This is a genomic window from Flavobacterium ustbae (assembly GCF_003946915.1).
GTDB lineage: Bacteria > Bacteroidota > Bacteroidia > Flavobacteriales > Flavobacteriaceae > Flavobacterium > Flavobacterium ustbae.
On sequence record NZ_RPOC01000017.1, the window covers coordinates 39,677 to 58,494 of the forward strand.

Annotated in this window: 17 protein-coding genes and 1 tRNA gene; 9 read left to right on the forward strand and 9 right to left on the reverse strand. The window is 33.5% G+C overall.

What is annotated here, in order from left to right:
* Nucleotides 1–223: 223 nt before the first annotated feature.
* Nucleotides 224–697 (reverse strand): YcxB family protein, encoded by a 474-nt coding sequence (locus EG814_RS17335; RefSeq protein WP_125723154.1) that lies wholly within the window; start codon nucleotides 695–697, stop codon nucleotides 224–226.
* A gap of 11 nt (nucleotides 698–708) precedes the next feature.
* The gene (locus EG814_RS17340; RefSeq protein WP_125723155.1) at nucleotides 709–939 is read right to left on the reverse strand and encodes a helix-turn-helix domain-containing protein; all 231 of its coding nucleotides are present in this window, start codon (nucleotides 937–939) and stop codon (nucleotides 709–711) included.
* 87 nt (nucleotides 940–1,026) lie between these two features.
* Here EG814_RS17340 and EG814_RS17345 point away from each other — a divergent pair, with 87 nt between their 5' ends.
* Nucleotides 1,027–1,260 (forward strand): hypothetical protein, encoded by a 234-nt coding sequence (locus EG814_RS17345; RefSeq protein WP_125723156.1) that lies wholly within the window; start codon nucleotides 1,027–1,029, stop codon nucleotides 1,258–1,260.
* A 211-nt stretch (nucleotides 1,261–1,471) separates the two neighbouring features.
* On the opposite strand, the gene EG814_RS17350 is transcribed toward EG814_RS17345, so the two are convergent.
* From EG814_RS17350 to EG814_RS17360, 3 genes are all read right to left on the reverse strand, one after another.
* Nucleotides 1,472–2,197, reverse strand: a complete 726-nt coding sequence (locus EG814_RS17350; protein WP_125723157.1) for a hypothetical protein — start codon at nucleotides 2,195–2,197, stop codon at nucleotides 1,472–1,474.
* A 183-nt stretch (nucleotides 2,198–2,380) separates the two neighbouring features.
* Entirely contained in the window at nucleotides 2,381–2,854 is a 474-nt protein-coding gene (locus EG814_RS17355; RefSeq protein ID WP_125723158.1) for a hypothetical protein, read from the reverse strand.
* A gap of 81 nt (nucleotides 2,855–2,935) precedes the next feature.
* Nucleotides 2,936–3,017 (reverse strand) — tRNA-Leu (locus EG814_RS17360).
* A 109-nt stretch (nucleotides 3,018–3,126) separates the two neighbouring features.
* On the opposite strand from EG814_RS17360, the gene EG814_RS17365 reads away from it, so the two are divergent.
* The 5 genes from EG814_RS17365 to EG814_RS17385 all read left to right on the forward strand — a co-directional run bounded on the left by EG814_RS17365 (nucleotide 3,127) and on the right by EG814_RS17385 (nucleotide 8,244).
* Nucleotides 3,127–4,515, forward strand: a complete 1,389-nt coding sequence (locus EG814_RS17365) for a dipeptidase (protein ID WP_125723159.1) — start codon at nucleotides 3,127–3,129, stop codon at nucleotides 4,513–4,515.
* 644 nt (nucleotides 4,516–5,159) lie between these two features.
* Nucleotides 5,160–5,576, forward strand: coding sequence for a toxin-antitoxin system YwqK family antitoxin (locus EG814_RS17370; RefSeq protein ID WP_235831006.1), 417 nt, complete (start codon nucleotides 5,160–5,162; stop codon nucleotides 5,574–5,576).
* A gap of 11 nt (nucleotides 5,577–5,587) precedes the next feature.
* Nucleotides 5,588–6,547, forward strand: coding sequence for a DUF6624 domain-containing protein (locus EG814_RS17375; protein WP_125723161.1), 960 nt, complete (start codon nucleotides 5,588–5,590; stop codon nucleotides 6,545–6,547).
* Nucleotides 6,548–6,658: 111 nt separating this feature from the next.
* Nucleotides 6,659–7,030, forward strand: a complete 372-nt coding sequence (locus tag EG814_RS17380) for a BlaI/MecI/CopY family transcriptional regulator (RefSeq protein WP_125723162.1) — start codon at nucleotides 6,659–6,661, stop codon at nucleotides 7,028–7,030.
* The gene (locus EG814_RS17385; RefSeq protein WP_235831007.1) at nucleotides 7,027–8,244 is read left to right on the forward strand and encodes a M56 family metallopeptidase; all 1,218 of its coding nucleotides are present in this window, start codon (nucleotides 7,027–7,029) and stop codon (nucleotides 8,242–8,244) included. Before EG814_RS17380 ends, EG814_RS17385 begins: the two co-directional genes overlap by 4 nt.
* A gap of 210 nt (nucleotides 8,245–8,454) precedes the next feature.
* Here EG814_RS17385 and EG814_RS17390 read toward each other — a convergent pair whose 3' ends face one another.
* Entirely contained in the window at nucleotides 8,455–9,819 is a 1,365-nt protein-coding gene (locus EG814_RS17390; protein ID WP_125723163.1) for a saccharopine dehydrogenase family protein, read from the reverse strand.
* Between the two features lie 186 nt (nucleotides 9,820–10,005).
* Here EG814_RS17390 and EG814_RS17395 point away from each other — a divergent pair, with 186 nt between their 5' ends.
* Together EG814_RS17395 and pckA are read left to right on the forward strand one after the other, a co-directional pair.
* On the forward strand, nucleotides 10,006–10,392 hold the full coding sequence (locus tag EG814_RS17395; RefSeq protein ID WP_125723164.1) for a DUF423 domain-containing protein: 387 nt from the start codon (nucleotides 10,006–10,008) through the stop codon (nucleotides 10,390–10,392).
* Between the two features lie 302 nt (nucleotides 10,393–10,694).
* Nucleotides 10,695–12,299 carry a phosphoenolpyruvate carboxykinase (ATP) gene (gene pckA / locus EG814_RS17400; protein ID WP_125723165.1) on the forward strand — a complete coding sequence of 535 codons (1,605 nt, stop codon included), beginning with the start codon at nucleotides 10,695–10,697 and terminating at the stop codon, nucleotides 12,297–12,299.
* 305 nt (nucleotides 12,300–12,604) lie between these two features.
* On the opposite strand, the gene EG814_RS17405 is transcribed toward pckA, so the two are convergent.
* Nucleotides 12,605–13,663 (reverse strand): phytase, encoded by a 1,059-nt coding sequence (locus EG814_RS17405; RefSeq protein ID WP_125723166.1) that lies wholly within the window; start codon nucleotides 13,661–13,663, stop codon nucleotides 12,605–12,607.
* A 73-nt stretch (nucleotides 13,664–13,736) separates the two neighbouring features.
* Entirely contained in the window at nucleotides 13,737–16,547 is a 2,811-nt protein-coding gene (locus EG814_RS17410; protein WP_125723167.1) for a TonB-dependent receptor, read from the reverse strand.
* Nucleotides 16,548–16,785: 238 nt separating this feature from the next.
* On the opposite strand from EG814_RS17410, the gene EG814_RS17415 reads away from it, so the two are divergent.
* Nucleotides 16,786–17,886, forward strand: a complete 1,101-nt coding sequence (locus tag EG814_RS17415; protein WP_125723168.1) for a DUF4407 domain-containing protein — start codon at nucleotides 16,786–16,788, stop codon at nucleotides 17,884–17,886.
* 174 nt (nucleotides 17,887–18,060) lie between these two features.
* Here the strand turns inward: EG814_RS17415 and EG814_RS17420 are convergent, their stop codons facing one another.
* Nucleotides 18,061–18,771, reverse strand: coding sequence for a PH domain-containing protein (locus tag EG814_RS17420; protein ID WP_125723169.1), 711 nt, complete (start codon nucleotides 18,769–18,771; stop codon nucleotides 18,061–18,063).
* Between the last annotated feature and the right edge of the window lie 47 nt (nucleotides 18,772–18,818).

The window sequence follows — 18,818 nt, forward strand, 5'->3', positions numbered from 1 at the left end:
CTTTGACAAAGGTTTTTTTACGCAAAGTAATTAAGTAAAGTAACCACAAAGTTTGTCATTCTGAGGAACGAAGAATCACAAGCGGGATTCGACACAGATTGAAAATTCACTTTACGGAATTTCGAGTGCGATTCTTCGTTCCTCAGAATGACAAAATTAGACGAATTGTCTACTGCTTTAGCTGGAGGTTTTTATGGTTTTGAAAGAAATGGCTTTAGCTGAGTTATTTATTCTTAATTTTTAAAAACACTTCATTTCTAAACCAGTTTTCATCTTGTTTAGATTCGAAAATTCTTTTAGGAAAATAAAAACATTGACCTTTTGAGATGTATATAAGGTACAGATCTTTTAATTCAAATGTTTTTATAAAATTTTCAACATCAATTGTGCCTTCAGAAACTTCTCCCATTTGGTATAAAATCTTATCTGGAAAAATTTCAAATTGTCTTTCCTTTAAGATAATTGCATTTTCTTTTGAATTTGCAAATCTCCAATATTGAAATAACAATACAATTGGAAAGAAAAAGCCAAAGACCATAATGGAATTTTCGGTGTAATTTTTATTGTCCTTGAAAATAAGTGAGATAGAAATTAAAATCATTAAAGCGAATAGCCAACCGATTTTTTTTAATAAAATTCTAATAATAAAAGAGAAGTATTCTTTTTTAGTAAGCTGGAATTTTTTGGTTTTGATCATGGAGAATAGTATTACTTCAAAGGAAAATCTAACAATTCTTTTGGCTCAACACCTAAAGCATTGGCAATTTTAAAAAGGGTTTTTATTCCAGTATTTACTTTCGCAACTTCTAATCTTGCTATTTGAGATTTGTCAATATTGCATTCGTCAGCTAAACCTTGTTGGGATAAGCCTCTCTTTTCACGTAATTGTCTAACGTGAATACCAAGATTTACAAGAAAAGTTTCTTCTGAAATATTCATATTTCAAAAGTGTAAAAGATTTATTTTGTTCATGTAGGCTAATTCGCCTATAAATTATTATATTTGACCCAAATAAAAAATAAGATAATGATTACAGAAAACTTTTCAAATGAAGTTGAAACCAGATTAAAAGATTTTTTTAATAATGTTATCGATCCAAAAGATATCGCAAAAATGATACGACAAGTAAATTATGCGCTTTCGTTATGTTCTATGCGTGGATGCGAAACATTAGAATCTGAAATAAAGAATCTAGACGATAATTTTTATTGGCTCAATAGATTGGCAGAAGTTCTCGATCCTTATTTGGATGTTGAATAAATGCAAGAAATTCCAATTTTTGAAATTCCAAATTCCAATTTTGATAAATAGTTCATCTCGACGAAAGGAGAAGTCAAAACAACAAAACCTACAAAAATTTCAGAGTGATTTCCGCAATTTTTTTCATAGTGTACAAACTTGTTGGTGATGTTGGGGAGCTTCTTTCGTCAAGGTGGATTATTATATGTTTCGAAATGATAAAATTATTTGGTTATAAAAACTCTTTACCATAAATATATATCATTGTTAAAACATTTCCTCCGCCAAAAATAATATAGCCAGTAATTTTTGCCCATTTAGGATTTTCTTTATCTCGGAATATTGCCCATGTTATCATGATAAAAATTGCAATATTCCAAATTACCATATACCAAAACAGAGTTTCGCCTACTGGTGTATTTATAATTTTAAATTTACGATCTGTTTCGATTTCGTTTACTAAATTTTTGATGATGATTTTCCCATCTATTATTCTAGAATCTGTTTGGGGTAGGCAACCTTCTTTATTTAATGTGTAATAAGTTATAAAATCAATTCGATCACTTGGGTTTAAAAGGTCTGGATTTATTTCAATTTCGTTTTTTGAATTCTCATCTTCAATCTTAATTGTAATAGGGTAACTTTTTATTTCATATTTAAGAAGTGTCGCTTTTGGATCAAATTTAATTTTTATTTTATCAATAAGGTCAGATTTTGTTACTGCAACATCGCCGGTATTAATTAAACTAAAATTTACTTTATAAAGATTTGTAACAGGAACACTGTCAAAAGAGACTTTAATTCCTGATCCAGAAAGCGAGTTTTTGTCAACTAAAGAGATAAACGAATTTGTATAAAGTGTCAATTCTTTCTTTTTTTCAGCTAAAAAATAAATTATAAATCCTGCTATAATTCCTAAAAGAGCTAAAATATTTGAGTATTTAAAAAAGGTTCTCATCTGAAAAAGTTGTATTTTAAATGATTTAAAATGTTATCTCTCAAAAATAACATAGAAAGACAAATATTTAGAATCGTAGTAAATTGCTTATCAACAATTTTAATAACAAAAGAGGGAAGTAGTAAAAACAAAAAAGCATCTGAAAAATATTCAGATGCTTTTTTTGGTGCGGATAATAATATTTTATTCATAGGAAATTCTTAGTTCCATTTCATTTTCTTTTACGAATTTTAAGAAGATTATTAAATCGACAATGCTATTAGTGTTCCAATCGGTTTTTTGCTTCTCATTCATTTTTTGAAGAGTCATTGAAAAATTATCAATCGACCAATCTAAATCATTTTCATTGATTAAAAGATCAATTTCATCCCAGCGCCAGCCTTCGCATTCGTCATAATCTTTGATGAATTTTGGCAAGTATGTAGAGTTTAAATATTTTGTTAGTTCACATCTTAAGAAAAAAAAGAAGCCATCCCACATGCTGAAAAAGTAAATTCCATTTTCGCCTTGTGTTAGTGCAATTTCACTTGAAATTCCATTTGGTTTTTTTTGATTGTTTCTTCGAAAAGGAATGTTTTTGGGATTGGTATAAAATCTGATCTCAGGTTCACCTAAAAAATCTGAATAATAATCTAATTTTAAGTCTTTGATTTTCATTGTGATTATGTGATTAGGATATATGAATCAAATATATGTAAAACAAAAAAGCTTCTGAAAAATTTTCAGAAGCTTTTTTTGTGCGGATAATAGGACTCGAACCTACACGCCTTGCGGCACCAGATCCTAAGTCTGGCATGTCTACCAATTTCACCATATCCGCGGAATTGTGGGTGCAAAGATAGGCATACTTTTGAATTATCAAAGCGTTTTTTGAAAATTTTTTTTAATTCTTTTTCTCGTACTTTTGGTTTTCTATAAAAATTATTTAAATGGAAAATATTAAGTCCTACGTTCAACAACATAAAGATCGCTTTATCAATGAGTTGATCGAATTATTAAAAATTCCGTCGGTAAGTGCCGACACTGCATACTCTCAAGATGTTATTGACACAGCAGAAGCTGTTAAGGAAAGTTTAACAAAAGCAGGCTGCGATTATGTCGAAACTTGCGACACTCCAGGTTACCCAATTATCTACGGCGAAAAAATAATAGATCCAAATCTTCCAACGGTTTTAGTTTACGGTCACTACGACGTACAACCGCCAGATCCTTTAGAATTATGGACTTCACCACCATTTGAACCGGTTATTAAAACTACAGATATTCACCCAGAAGGCGCCATTTTCGCGCGTGGAGCTTGTGACGACAAAGGTCAGATGTACATGCACGTAAAAGCATTGGAATATATGGTTCAGAACAACGAGCTTCCGTGCAACGTAAAATTTATGATCGAAGGAGAAGAAGAAGTAGGTTCTGCAAGTCTGGCTTGGTTCGTAGAGCGCAATCAGGAAAAACTGAAAAACGACGTCATCCTGATTTCAGATACAGGAATGATCTCCAACCAACAGCCGTCTATCACGACAGGTTTAAGAGGTTTGAGTTATGTTGAGGTAGAAGTTACAGGTCCAAACCGCGATTTACATTCAGGTTTATACGGTGGGGCAGTAGCGAATCCGATTAATATTCTGGCAAAAATGATTGCTTCGCTTCACGACGAAAACAATCATATTACGATTCCAGGATTTTACGATAAAGTTCAGGAATTATCTGCAGAAGAAAGAGCGGAAATGGCAAAAGCGCCTTTTAGTCTTGAAAAATATAAAAACGCTTTAAATATCGAAGATGTTTATGGCGAAAAAGGGTATGTAACCAACGAAAGAAACTCAATTCGTCCGACATTAGACGTAAACGGAATCTGGGGAGGTTACACCGGAGAAGGTGCTAAAACGGTTATTGCGAGCAAAGCTTTCGCTAAAATCTCAATGCGTTTGGTTCCAAATCAGGATTGGGAAGAGATTACAGAATTGTTTACCAAACATTTTACAAGTATAGCTCCAGCTGGAGTTACGGTAAAAGTAACGCCTCACCACGGCGGACAAGGATATGTAACGCCAATTGACAGCATCGGTTATCAGGCGGCAAACAAAGCGTATACAGAAACGTTTGGAGTTCCAGCAATTCCGGTTCGTTCTGGCGGAAGTATTCCGATTGTGGCTTTGTTTGAGAAAGAATTAAAAAGCAAAACGATCTTAATGGGATTCGGTTTGGATAGTGATGCGATTCACTCGCCAAACGAGCATTTCGGAATCTTTAATTACTTGAAAGGTATTGAGACGATTCCGTTGTTTTACAAATATTTTGTGGAATTGAGTAAATAAGGTTTTGCTACGAAGGCACTAAGACACTAAGTTTTTTTTAAGCGCGTTTTTTTTTGCTCGCAAAGTCGCAAAGACGCTAAGATTTTTTACCGCAAGGACGCGGAGAATTTACGCAAAGTTCGCTAAAATTTTTTTGAGCAAGATTTATAAAAGTTCGCAAAGCTATGTACGTATAGCTTTGCGAACTTTGCGTTTATGTGCGTAACCTATGGTAAAAATCCTTGCTCCCGATATCTATCGGGATTGCGGTTAAATTTTTTACACAAAGTGCGCTTTTTTTTTTGCTCGCAAAGTCGCAAAGACGCAAAGTTTTTTAAGTTTTTCACTTTGTCAAAGTTTAAAACTTGATTTAGATACAAATCCGTTCAGAAATGAGCGGATTTTTTTACCACAAGGACGCGAAGAATTTACGCAAAGTTCGCTGAGATTTTTTAAGTAAGATTTTAAAAAGTTCGCAAAGCTTTATGTACAAAGCTTTGCGAACTTTGCGTTTATAAACGTAACGGTTAATAAAAATCCTTGCATTCTTTGCGGTTAAAAAAATAATCTAAGAGATAAAAACATAAGAAAAAACTTGTCCGCTTGAAATTTAATTCTACATTTGTAGAATAGAATCTATAATTGTAGAGACAATGGTTAAAAAAATGACTTTTATTTTGATGCTGTTTAGCTTTCTAAGTTGTAAAACTTCTGTTGTCAATCAAAAAATAGACAAGAAAAAAGAAGGCAAATGGGTTGATGTTTATATTCAGGATAATATTCAATATAAATCTATAGAGCATTATAAAAACGATCAGCCTGTCAAAAAATGGAAAACTTATATTGGCGGAAAAATCTACAAGGTAGAGAAATACAAAAACGGAATTTGTGTTGTAAAAAGTTATTACGAAAACGGAAAATTAGAATCGAAAGGGAAAACGAAATTCGAAACTAATTCAGTTGAGTCGCACTGGTTTTATTTTGGAGAATGGAAGTTTTATTCGGATAAAGGGAAATTGAAAAACATTAAATATTACGAAAAAGGAGAATTAATCTCAGAACAAAATACATTAAACAACTAACTATAAAACCTATGAAAAAATCGATTGTTTTTGTTTTGCTGATACTGAGCAGCAGTTTCTTAAAAGCTCAGACTTATAAAGATTGGGTTCGCAAAGCCGATTCTTGTTATGAGGCAGAAATTTATAAGTTGTCTGTTGATTATTATAATAAAGCTTTTAAACTGGAGCAGAAATCGTATAAAGATTTCTACAATGCAGCCTGTTCTGCGTCTATGGCAGAAGAAAATAAAAAAGCTTTTAAGTGGCTGAATCTGTCTATTGATAAAGGGTATGAAAACATGGCACATATCCGAATTGATAACGATTTAAAACGCCTTCATTCAGAAAAAGAATGGAAAAAGACAATTGAAAAACTGCAGAAGAAATTGGATATTATTGGAGCCAATTACGATAAGGTGCTAGAAAAACAACTCGCAGAAATTTATATTGAAGATCAAGAAATTCGTGGAGAATTTATGAATGTTTATAGAAAGCCAAATGCTGATAAGAAGAAAATAGATAGCATTGGTAAAATTATGGGAACCAAAGACAGTATTAATCTCATTAAAGTGATGAAAATACTGGATGAAAGGGGCTGGCTAGGGAAAAATGTGGTTGGCGAACAGGGAAATAAGACTTTGTTTCTGGTTATTCAGCACGCCGATTTAGAATATCAGCAAAAGTATTTGCCGATGATGAGAGAGGCAGCTAAAATTGGTAATGCAGATCCAGGAAATTTGGCCTACTTAGAAGATCGAGTTGCTTTAAGAGAAGGGAAAAAACAAATCTATGGCAGTCAGAGTTCGATGAATAAAAAGACGAATAAGATTCGCATAGCTCCAATGATAGATCCAGATAATGTAGATAAAAGGCGTGCGGAAGTCGGACTTGGCACTATGGCTGAATATGCAGTAAAATTGAATATTGAATGGAATTTGGAAACCTATAAAAAAGAATTGGCAGAAACAGAAGCAGAAAAACTTGAAAAATAGATATTAAGAATTAAGAATTAAGAATTAAGAATTAAGAATTAAGAATTAAGAATTAAGAATTAAGAATTAAGATAGAACTTAAAATCTCAGAACCTTAGAACCTCAAAAAAAATGCAATTATCTAACGCAGAAGAACAATTAATGGAGCATTTATGGAAGCTTGAAAAAGCTTTTATGAAAGATTTGCTCGAAGCTTATCCAGAACCAAGACCGGCAACAACTACGGTCGCGACTTTATTAAAAAGAATGATCGACAAGAAATTTGTGGCGTATAACGAATTCGGGAATTCGAGAGAATATTATCCTTTGGTGAAGAAAACAGATTATTTCTCGAAACATGTGAAAGGGTTGATTAGCAATTTCTTTAATAATTCGGCGTCGCAGTTTGCTTCGTTTTTTACGACCGAAACCAATTTGTCGGCTTCAGAATTGGAAGATCTTAAAAAAATAATCGATTCAGAAATTCAAAAAAAGAAAAAATGATAACCTATCTTTTAAAATCTGCAATACTGCTTTTAGTTTTTTATGCAGTTTATAAATTGTTGTTGGAAAATGAAAAAATGTTTCGTTTTAACCGTGTGTATCTTATCGGAAGTTTGATTTTCAGTTTGGTAATTCCGCTCCAATTGTTTTCAGTGAAGGCGATGTTTGAAACAGGAATAAATACCATTCAACTGGACGAAATAGTAATCCAAACTAATCGTACTTCTTTAGATGAAAATTATATTATGCAAAACCTGTTCGTTATTGTGAGCGGTGTATATATTATGGCTTCAACAGTGCTAGCTTTTCGTTTGGCTTTAAACCTGATTTCATTTTTTATAAAACTAAAAACAAAAGAAAGCCGCTTGGTCAATGGCGTAAAAGTAGTTTTAATGAAAGAAACTGTTTTGCCTCATTCTTTTTGGAATACGATTTTTGTTAATAAAGCCGATTTTGAGTCAGGAAAAATTCCGTCAGAATTAATCGCGCATGAAAAAGCGCATTTGGAGCAGAAACATACGCTGGATATTCTTTTTGCAGAGGTTTTGAGAATTGTGTTTTGGGTAAATCCGTTCATTTCTTATTTTATAAAAGCTATAAAACTGAATCACGAATTTCTAGCTGATGAAGCTGTAAATAAACAGTTTGGAGAAATAAGCAATTACCAGAATCTGCTGCTTGATTTTGCTTCGAACAGACAAACAGTTCCGCTAGCAAGTACTATTAATTATCAAATAACTAAAAAGCGCTTGCTTATGATGACCAAAAAAGAATCTGCTTTAAAAATAGTTTTTAAAGTTTTTATTGTTGGACTAGTTTGCAGTTTACTTCTGTTTACTTTTAGTTCAAAAGTGACAGCTCAAAAAGTTGATCCATTTGCTAATAAGGTTTATAAATCAGGAGATTTAAAAATTAAACAGCCCGAATTTCCAGGCGGAATTATAGAGTTTTATAAGTTTGTAGGGCAACGTTTTAAAGTTTCAGCAGAAGCATCAAAAAATAATGTTGAAACCAAAATATCGATGCAGTTTATGGTTGAAAAAGACGGAAGCCTGTCTGAATTCAAAATTGTAAAAGATGCTGGATATGGTTTAGGAGAAGAAGCAATTCGAGTTTTAAAACTTTCTCCAAAATGGATTCCTGGAAGTGAAAACGGAAAACCTGTTCGTGTGCTTTATAGTTTGCCAATTACGATTCAGGCTGCGCCAAAGTAACAAAGTGACAAAGTTGCAAAGTGACATAGACTTTCAATAGCCTCCAGCCTTAGCTGGAGGTTTTTTTTACGAAAAGTAGAAAACCTTTGCCACTTTGTTACTTTGCACCTTTGTCCCTTAAAAGAAAAAAAATATCCGCTCCTGATGGAAGAAGCGGATTAAAATTAAAAAACTAATTAAAAAAAATCTAAAATAAACTGCAGATCCTGACTAAAATAAGTCTGGATTATATCCAAAATAAGGCACATTTTGTTCGTTAAAAATGACTCCATATTCTTCTAACTCTTTTAAAATTGGTTCGTAAACTTCTTTTTTAATAGGAAGCTGTACGCCGGGAGTTGTAATTTTTCCGTTTAAAATCAATAATGTCGCAATTGCAACCGGAAGTCCGACTGTTTTTGCCATTGCCGTATAGGTTTGATCGTCGCCAATGCAAACCATTTTAGAATCGATTTGTTTCTTTTCTCCATTAAGTTCATAACCAAATTTATGATACATGACAATCATATCTTTGTCATCTGGTTCAAGAGTCCAGCTTTCGCTTAAGATTTTTTCTAGAATTTGAGCAGGAGTAGCATTTGGGAGATTTACTTTTTTGTTTGGGTTAAATAAATCCAATTCCAAAAGTTTATCCCACATAATATCGTCTTGATCGATTTTTAAGATCAGACGGGTTTTAATTTCAACAGAATCCGTTGGATGATAAGGAAGAAAAGAGTTGATAAACTGACGATAACTCATATTTTCTGACCCCTCTAAAATATAACTATCATCAGTCATTCCGAGCTGAACAAACATATTCCAGGCTCTAGAAAAACCAACTCTTCTAATTGTGCCTCTATATAAAGTTAGAATATCATCTAAACCATAAACCGAACGGTATTTAAGAGAATCCCGATTTGAGTAAGCCTCAAATTTTCCGTAGCCTTCCACTTCTAGAAATTCAGTTCTTCTAAACAAAGCGCTATACGGAATGTATTTATAAGTGCCTTCCTGAATAAACTTGGCTGCACCGCCTTGTCCTGCCAGCACTACATTTCTTGGCGCCCATGTAAATTTATAATTCCATAGATTATTATCAGATTCTGGAGCAACAAGTCCGCCGCAAAAAGATTCGAATAAAAGCATTTTACCGCCTTTAGATCTAATTTCGTCAATAACTTTCATGGCACTCATATGATCAATTCCGGGATCAAGGCCAATTTCGTTCATAAAAATCAGATTGTTTTGTTTTGCATCTGTATCCAAACTCTGCATGGCATCACTAATGTAAGATGCCGTAACCAGATGTTTTTTAAATTCAATACAATCTTTTGCGATTTCAATATGCAGATGCGCAGGAAGCATGGAGATTACTATTGAAGCATTCGCAATAGCGGTTTTTCTTTCGTCGGTATCAAAAATATTTAAAGCGAGTGGAGTTGCATTCGGATGATTTTGAGTTTTGGCTTCCGCTAATGGCAAAGAAAGATCAGCTACAGTAATATGTAGGTTTTCTTCATTAGACTTCGACAATAAATATCGAATCAAAGACGACGCAGATCTTCCTGCTCCAATTATTAAAACGTTTCTCATGTTTCAAATATTTAACACAAATATATTTAAATGTTATAAATATAACAATTGAAAATGAATTAAATTGAATTTATTTTTTGAATTTCGATAGAAAATAACCTGCTTTTGTTCTAAATAATCGAGAAACTAAAGCGGTTTTTTGGTTCGTTTGAAGTATTTTTGTTTCAAATTTCAAAGAGATAAATTATGAAAAGAAGAATCATTCTAACGGGAGCTTTTATTGGTATGTTAGCTATTATTTTGGGTGCTTTTGGCGCACATTTATTAAAAAAATATCTTTCAGTCGATCAGTTAAATACTTTTGAAGTTGGTGTTCGATATCAAATGTATCACGCTCTATTTCTTCTTTTCTTATCAACCCAAAAAGACATTGCAGAAAAGACCTTAAAGGCAATCTACAATTTGGTAGTTGCAGGTGTTGTTCTTTTTAGCGGTTCTATCTATTTGGTGGCAACGAAAGACTACACCTTATTCTATTCTAAAATTATAGTATTCGCAACTCCAGTGGGTGGTTTTCTATTAATTATTGCCTGGGCGCTATTATTCTTTACAATTTTGAAGAGAAAATCATAAAATACCGAAAAAAAAATTCTGTCTAAGAATTAATCTTTAATTTTGTCACATAAATAACATATAACTTTATTTGTGTGACTTTTTTATGTTTTTTAGCATTAAACAAAAATAATATAACAAAGTCCCTCATTAGGTTGTAAATAAACAAATTAGAAGCGGTTATTTTTTTCTTTTTTGTGATTTTCAAAGTGAAATTTCTCCTTTTTGATATTAATTAAAGTGAAATTTAAGTATTTTGAAAGGAATAAAAATTAATCTGTAATTTTGCTTTAAACAAAAAATCACACACAACTTAAAAATTTATGGACACTAATACAGTTTTCGCGCAATCGATTTCGTTAAAAGAGCTAGGAATTGAAAATGCAAAAGTTCGTTATCAACTATCTGCAGATGAATTACATGCGATTACTTTGCAGTCTGGACAAGGTGTTGAGAATTCTACCGGAGCTTTAGCAATTAATACAGGTGAATTTACAGGTCGTTCTCCACAAGATCGTTTTATTGTAAAAGATGATATTACTAAAGATCAAGTTTGGTGGGGAAATGTAAATATTCCGTTTGAACCACAAGCTTTTGAAAAGCTTTATAATAAGGTGACAGCATTTTTATCAGACAAAGAAGTTTTTGTTCGTGATTCTTATGTGTGTTCAGATCCAAATTACAGATTAAATGTTCGTGTTGTAACAGAGACAGCTTGGTCAAATTTGTTTTGCTACAATATGTTCTTACGTCCAGAAGAGTCAGAATTGGCTAATTTTACTCCAGAATGGACCGTAGTTTGTGCTCCAAGTTTTATGGCAGATCCTGCTGTAGATGGAACAAGACAGTCTAATTTTGCTATTTTAGATTTTACAAAAAAAATCGCTTTAATAGGTGGAACGGGTTATACAGGAGAAATGAAAAAAGGAATTTTTTCTGCTTTGAACTTTATTCTTCCAGTTTTCAAAAATACACTTCCAATGCACTGTAGCGCCAATGTTGGTGAAGCAGGAGATACGGCAATTTTCTTTGGTTTATCTGGTACAGGAAAAACTACTTTGTCTGCAGATCCAGAGCGTAAATTAATCGGAGACGATGAACACGGATGGACAAACGAAAATACGGTTTTCAACTTTGAAGGCGGATGCTACGCAAAAGTAATCAACTTGACAGAAGAGAACGAACCAGACATTTTTAGAGCTATCAAAAAAGGAGCGCTTTTAGAAAATGTGGTTTTTAAAGCTGGAACAAATGAAGTAGATTATGACGATGTTTCGATCACGCAAAATACTCGTGTAAGTTACCCAATTACACATATTGATAATGTACAGCCAGGTTTGGTTGGACACAATCCTAAAAATATATTTTTCTTAACGGCAGATTCTTTCGGAATTTTGCCTCCAATTTCAAAACTAACTCCAGGTCAGGCGGCTTACCACTTTATTTCTGGATATACTGCAAAAGTTGCTGGTACAGAAGCAGGTGTAACAGAGCCTCAGCCTAACTTTTCTGCATGTTTTGGAGCTCCATTTATGCCTTTGCATCCAACGCGTTATGCTGAAATGTTAAGCAAAAAAATGAAAGATGCCGGCGTAAAAGTTTGGTTAATCAACACAGGATGGACTGGCGGTGCGTACGGAACAGGAAGCCGTATGAAACTAAAATATACTCGTGCGATGATTACTGCTGCTCTTAAAGGAGAATTGGACAATGTAACGTTTGAAAATCACGCTGTATTTGGAATTGCAAAACCACAAACTTGCCCTAATGTTCCAGAAGAAATTCTAAATCCTAGAAATACTTGGGAAGACAAAGATTTATACGATAAGAAAGCATTAGAATTGGCACAAAAATTCAAAGCTAATTTTGCCAAATTTGAAGAGTTTGCTAACGCTGAGATTTTAGCGGGAGCACCAATTACAGAATAAAAGGAATTATTGATTCAAATAAAAAAAGCTGTTCGTTTTGAACAGCTTTTTTTTTTTAGTGGTCAGTGGTCAGATTTTTAGTGTTCAGTCTTTAACTGTCACCCTAGCCTGACATTAGGATGTGCTAATACTAATGCAAAAGGTTCGCAAAGTTTTTTTAATATAACTTTGCGAACCTTTGCGTTTTTTCTTTGTGTGTCTTTGTGGAAGAACATGAACTTCATGAACATCATTGAAACGCAGTTTTCAGTCACAGTTTAAAGGAAAGGACTGAAAACCTGCAATTTCAAATCAACACTGAATCTTTATTTCTTTGCTTCGTCTATGCGTTTTTGGATTAAATCCCAAGCGTAATAGTGGAAAGTCATACCGTTGCTCATCGCTACGAAAAGTCCGTTTTTGTATGCCCCGCCAAGGTTAACGCTTGTTACATCGGCACCATCACATTCGATTGTAGAAGTTGGAACTTCAGCCAACAGCGGGTGATTGTTTGGATTTCCGTTTGCACCTTCTCTTGGGTAAACCATAAAAGAATTTGCCTGCTGATTCGATACTAAAATGTATCCTGTAGAATCTGTTTTTTTGTAAATGGCAATTCCTTCATGATCTGCTTTAAAATCTTTTTGACCGAAGAAAGCCAATTCTTTATTATCGTTTAAAGCAGGATCTGCTTTGTATTTTCTAATTCCAACCTGCTCATCGCAATAGTACACAAATCCTAATTCGTTGTCAACAGCAATAGCTTCAATTTCTTTTTTACCGCTGTAAGTTCCGAATTTGCGAACTACTTTTGCTGCAGCAAATTTTCCGTTTCCAGAAAGTTCATACTGCCATAAATAACTTCCAGAAGGTCCTGTTTTTCTTCCAACAATAGCAAAAATCTTCTGATCGCTTGGGCGCGTGTACAATGAAATTCCCATTGGGTCGCGTTGTGCTTCTCCTTCAAAAACTGGAATTCCGCCATTATCGATCGGCTCTAAATCAGGAAGGCTAAAAATTCTGATTTTATTTTCTTCTCTTTCAGTTGTAACCGCAACATCAACTTTTTTTCCGTCAATAATCAATCCGTAAGCGATATCCACATTATTAGGACGCTTTAAGGTAATTGATTTTTTAAGGATTTTTCCATTCAAATCAAAAGCATATAAACCTCCGTCTGTGTCTTTATCTGTTCCAACAATAATACTTTTTGTAGGATCTGTCGGGTTTATCCAAATTGAAGGATCGTCTGTATCGTGAGGAAGAGCTTCTGTAACTGCTGTCGGTTTTACAGCATTTGGCTGAACTGGAGCTAGTTTATCGTTTTTACAAGCGATAAATAAAACACTTAAAAGTAAAAATGACAGTATAGATTTATTTTTCATTTTGATAATATTTTAATGCAATTAGACAGAGCCTTAAACTCTGTCTAATTTAAGAATTTTAAATATTTGTATTTTATAAGTCTAATTTCAATCCAAGATTAAAACGAGCTTGGTAGTATTCTGCTTGTTTGGTGTGAGCAGCAACTCCTTGGTAATAACGTAACGGCTGATTTGTTAAGTTATTAGCTTCGGCAAAAACACGCAATTGTTTCGTGATTTTATAAGAAGCATTTGCATCTAAGAAAAACTGCTTGTCATAGTAACTGTCTTTATAAGACTCTGAACCTAATTCATCTAAGTAATCAGATGTAAAGTTGGTAGAGATTCTAGCAGAGAAACGTTTGTTTTCCCAAGAAAGAGATCCGTTAAACATGTGTGGCGTTGTACCTGGAAGACTAATGTCATTTCTTTCGTTTCCATCTTCATCGGCAATTCCTTTAGCTTCAGATTGTGTGTAGGTATAGTTCAAATAGATACCAAAACCTTTTAAGAATTTACCTGGCAAGAAATCTAACTGACGTTGGAAAGCAACTTCAAATCCGTAAACATCAACATTTTCTCCATTTCTTGATTGTAAGAAAGACCAGTTTTCTCCTGCTGGAATCGGGTTTGCTTGATTTGGAAAATCGGCAGCAAATTTTGCATCAGTATATTGATTGTCGCTGTAGTTGTAAATGAAGTCATTTAACCTTTTATAGAAAACACCTCCAGAGATTAAACCAACAGATTTGAAATAATTCTCTGCCATGAAATCATAATTGTATGAATACGTAGCTTTAAGATCTGGGTTTCCAGCTGTAATTTCTTTATCTGCAGCAATATTGTTTACATAAGGTGCTAAAGCATAATAATTAGGTCTTGCCAAAGCTGTTGTAGCAGCAGCTCTTAAAATTAAATCTTTTGTTGCATTGTATTGTAATGAAATACTCGGCAATAAATTAGTGTAAGAGTTTGTATTGTTGATTCTGCTTTCTAATTCTTCTTCGTCTAATACACGGTTTCCTGTATAATCAATGTGTGTATTCTCCACACGGAAACCTAAAACCATAGAAAGTTTATCATTAAAATCCTGATCCCATCTTACATAAGCAGCAGAGATTCTTTCTTTTGCATTGTAGTTTACTGCTAAATATTCTGCTGGATCTGTTTCTTTTTCGAATAAAGAAGCATTGTTTAAATCCAAACCTCCTAAATAAGCAGCAGAAGCAAAAGTTCCTGGTACATATTTACTTCCTGGATTAAAATCTCTTCCGTCAAAATAACTTGTTGGAACTTGAGATAATAACTCCATGTCGTCATTAATTGGAGTGTAAGAATAGAACATATTGTTTCTTTCTTTTTCTTTCAAACGAAGCCTAAGACCAGTTCTCAATCTTCCTTTTTCTCCAGCAATAACAGAAAATGGGAAACGGATGTTTACTTTTGCACCAAATTCGCTTTCGCTAGTTTCGTCTGTATTTTCAGTAACAGAGTCAAATTCAAATGCGTCAAGAGATTCACCTACAGTTGTCATTAGAGGAAATCTAATATCTGATAAATCTTGAAACATTTCTAATCCAGTCTGGCGGTATTCGATATAACGCTCTTGCGGACGATATTCTCTTGCTTTTGCATAGTTAGCAGACCAATCTAAATCTAAAGTAGAATTGATTAAGTGCTCTCCACGAATTGAGTAATTTTGAACTCTTTGGTCTTCTAATCTTGTGTTTTTATTTCTGTTGTTATCAACACCACCTTTAGACTGACGTTTTACACGACCTTCAAAACCAGTGATAGTTTCGCCATCGTAAATTGCTTCAATATCATCATAAGTGGTTCTGAAACGGTTTTCTCTATCGTCTCTCCAGTTATAAATAGCATTCGCAAAAATTGTATTGTTTTCGTTGAATTTATAATCTAAAGCAACAGAACCGCTACGACGGATACGCTGTACATCATATTTTCTAATTTCAGATGCTTGCAAATAATCATTTCCGAATTCATCTCTTACCCATTCGTTTTCGATGTTATCAGAACCATAATCAACATTGTTATAAGAACCACTCACAACAACTCCTAATTTGTTGTCAATAAAACGATTACCATAAACGAAACCAGCAGTGTAAGAAGCGTGATCACGAATAGGTAAATAACCTCCTGCTAATGTTGCAGAAATTCTTTCTCCGTTTGGAGTTGCTCTTGTAATCAAGTTAACAGAACCTCCAATAGCATCTGCATCCATGTCAGATGTTAGCGTTTTGTTTACTTCGATTGTAGAAATCATATCAGACGGAATTAAGTCCATTTGTACGTTTCTGTTATCTCCTTCTGCAGAAGGAATTCTGTCTCCATTTAAAGTAACAGAGTTTAAAGATGGAGCCAAACCTCTAATAATGATGTTACGAGCCTCACCTTGGTCATTCTGCATTGTGATACCTGGAACACGTTTTAAAGCGTCTCCAACGTTAGCATCTGGAAAACGTCCCATTTGGTCTGATGAAATAACGTTTCCGATATTTTTATTATTTTTTTGCTGGTTCAAGGCTTTTGCCTGACCTTTTAAGATGTCTCCAACAACAACTTCTTTCAATTCATTTTCAGAAGCTTTAAGAGCGAAGTCAATTACGTTGTTTTTTCCTTGCTCCACTTTTATTTCTTGAACTAGAGAAGTATATCCAATATATTTTACTTCAACTTTGTAAGTTCCTTCCGTAATATTTAATAATTCAAAACGCCCGTTGTAGTCAGAAACGGTATATTTTTTTTCGCCTACAATTTGAACCATTGCACCAGGAAGAGGCAATTTGTCATCGGCATCTAATATCTTTCCAGATATAATTGCCTTTTGAGCAAAACCTGTAAAGGCAAATAAAAAGAATAAGGTTAATAAATAGAATTTTTTCATTAGTTTATGTTTAGTTTGATTTCGGTTGCGAAACTATAACCCAAGTATTAATAAAGCCTTCAAAAAAAATTAACATAGTGTTATGATTAATGGGTTTTTCTAAATTTTATTAATCTTTAAATAACACTGCTACTATCAAATAATTGATTCACAAGTAAAAAGAAAAAGATATTTTGATTTGTAATTGAAAATTTGGCGTTAAATTTGCCGTATCATCATTAATCAAAAATCATCAATCATGTTAAAACAATTTTTTATCCTATGTTCAGGAGCCGACCGAGACCTCTTGAAAGACTGCTCAGAAGGCGAACAAACCAAATATGTTGGTATTGGCGCCACTGTTTTCTTTACAGCAGTTATGGCTTTTTTAGCCAGTGCTTATGCACTTTTTACCGTTTTCGATTCTATTTATCCCGCTTTAATTTTTGGATTTGTCTGGAGTTTACTTATTTTTAATTTAGATCGATTTATCGTTTCGACCATTAAAAAAAGAGATCGTTTTATGGATGAATTCCTGCAAGCGACTCCGCGTATTGTTTTGGCGATTATTATTGCGATTGTAATTTCTAAACCATTGGAAATTAAAATTTTCGAAAAAGAAATCAATACCGTTTTATTGAAAGAGAAAAACGAAATGGAATTGGCGAATAAAAAGCAAATCGGAACTTATTTCAAAACAGATTTAGATAAAAATAAAGCTGAAATTGCAGCGCTAAAAGCTGACATTGTTAAGAAAGAAAAAGAAGTAAACGCACTTTATTCAACTTATATTACAGAAGCCGAAGGAACTGCCGGAACCAAAAAACTAGGAAAAGGCCCAGTTTATAAAGAAAAACGTGAAAAACACGATGCAGCTCTTAAAGAATACGAAACTTTAAAAACTACAAACGAAGCCAAAATTGCCGAAAAAGAAAAAGCAGGCAGACAATTACAAGCCGATTTAGATAAAAAAGTTTCGCAGACACAACCCATCATTGAAGGTTTTGACGGATTAATGGCACGCATCAATGCATTGAATAAACTACCTTGGCTACCGTCATTCTTTATTATGCTATTGTTTTTGGCCATTGAAACTTCGCCAATTATTGCCAAATTATTAGCACCAAAAGGAGAATTCGATTTTAAACAAGAAGAAGCTGAAACGGCAATGAAAGCGACTTTGGCGCAAAACAAATACCAAAGAGATTTATTGGTTAAAACCAGCGCCGAAATGCACGATAGAGTTTATGCAGATATTGCAGAAGATAAAAGTCTCTACGATTTACAGCGTAAAAACGCAAAAGAATTACTGGAACTGCAATCGCATAAGTTTGTAGAAAAACAGAAAGCTACACTTTAGAGGCTTAACCGCAAAGGGCGCAAGGATTTACGCAAAGTACGCTATAATTTAAAAATTTTAGCCACAGATTAAAATGATTATTGGGATTATAAAAATCCTTTAAATCTATTTAATCTGTGGCTATTTATTTTTGCGGACCTTGCGTAAATCCTTGCGAACCTTGCGGTTATAATTTTACATGTAGCTTAAAATCTCTTTTTTATAAGCATCATATTCTCCTTGCATAATCAAACCGTTATCAAGAAGTTTTTTGTAATTCTGCAATTTATCAAAAAGTTCTTCTTTAGATAAATCACTTAATTTACGATCTCCTGTTGGAGTAGGCGCTTGAGGCTGAATTTGTTCGTAAGTTTCATAAACTGGAGCGGCAGGCAAAATTTCAGCAAAACTCGTTACTTCTTCTGCTTCTATTTCTTCGATTTCATCTTCAACTTCTGGTTCAATTTCTTCAACAACCGTTTCCTGAATTGGAGTTGCAGTCTGAACGGGATTTTTCAATATATCCAATTGTTCTTTGGCGTAAGTATAAATTTTTCTAGCCTGAATTTTCGGAATGTAATCAATAGAAACCGCCAAATCTGTTTTAGTGCCAAAAGAAAATTCAGAACCTAATATGTTTTCTTTTACAAAAGTACTCGCAATATCATCCCAAGTATAATCTGTAAAATCCATAGAAAGACCTAAATTTTTAGGCTTGCAGATAATGATACGTTTGTTTGTCAATACAATACTATCTGGGAAAACAGTAATTGCAGGCTTTTTTTGCACTGCGATGTATCCAACTTCTTCGCCTTTCATTAATAAATCTGTAAGTTTCGAAGTGATTTTTTCAATCGCTTTCGGATCTTGTTCTTCGTTTAAAAACTTTTTAAATTGTTCTTTCATTTCTTATAAGGTTCTAAGTTTCTATCCCTCCCGAAGTTTCGGGATCG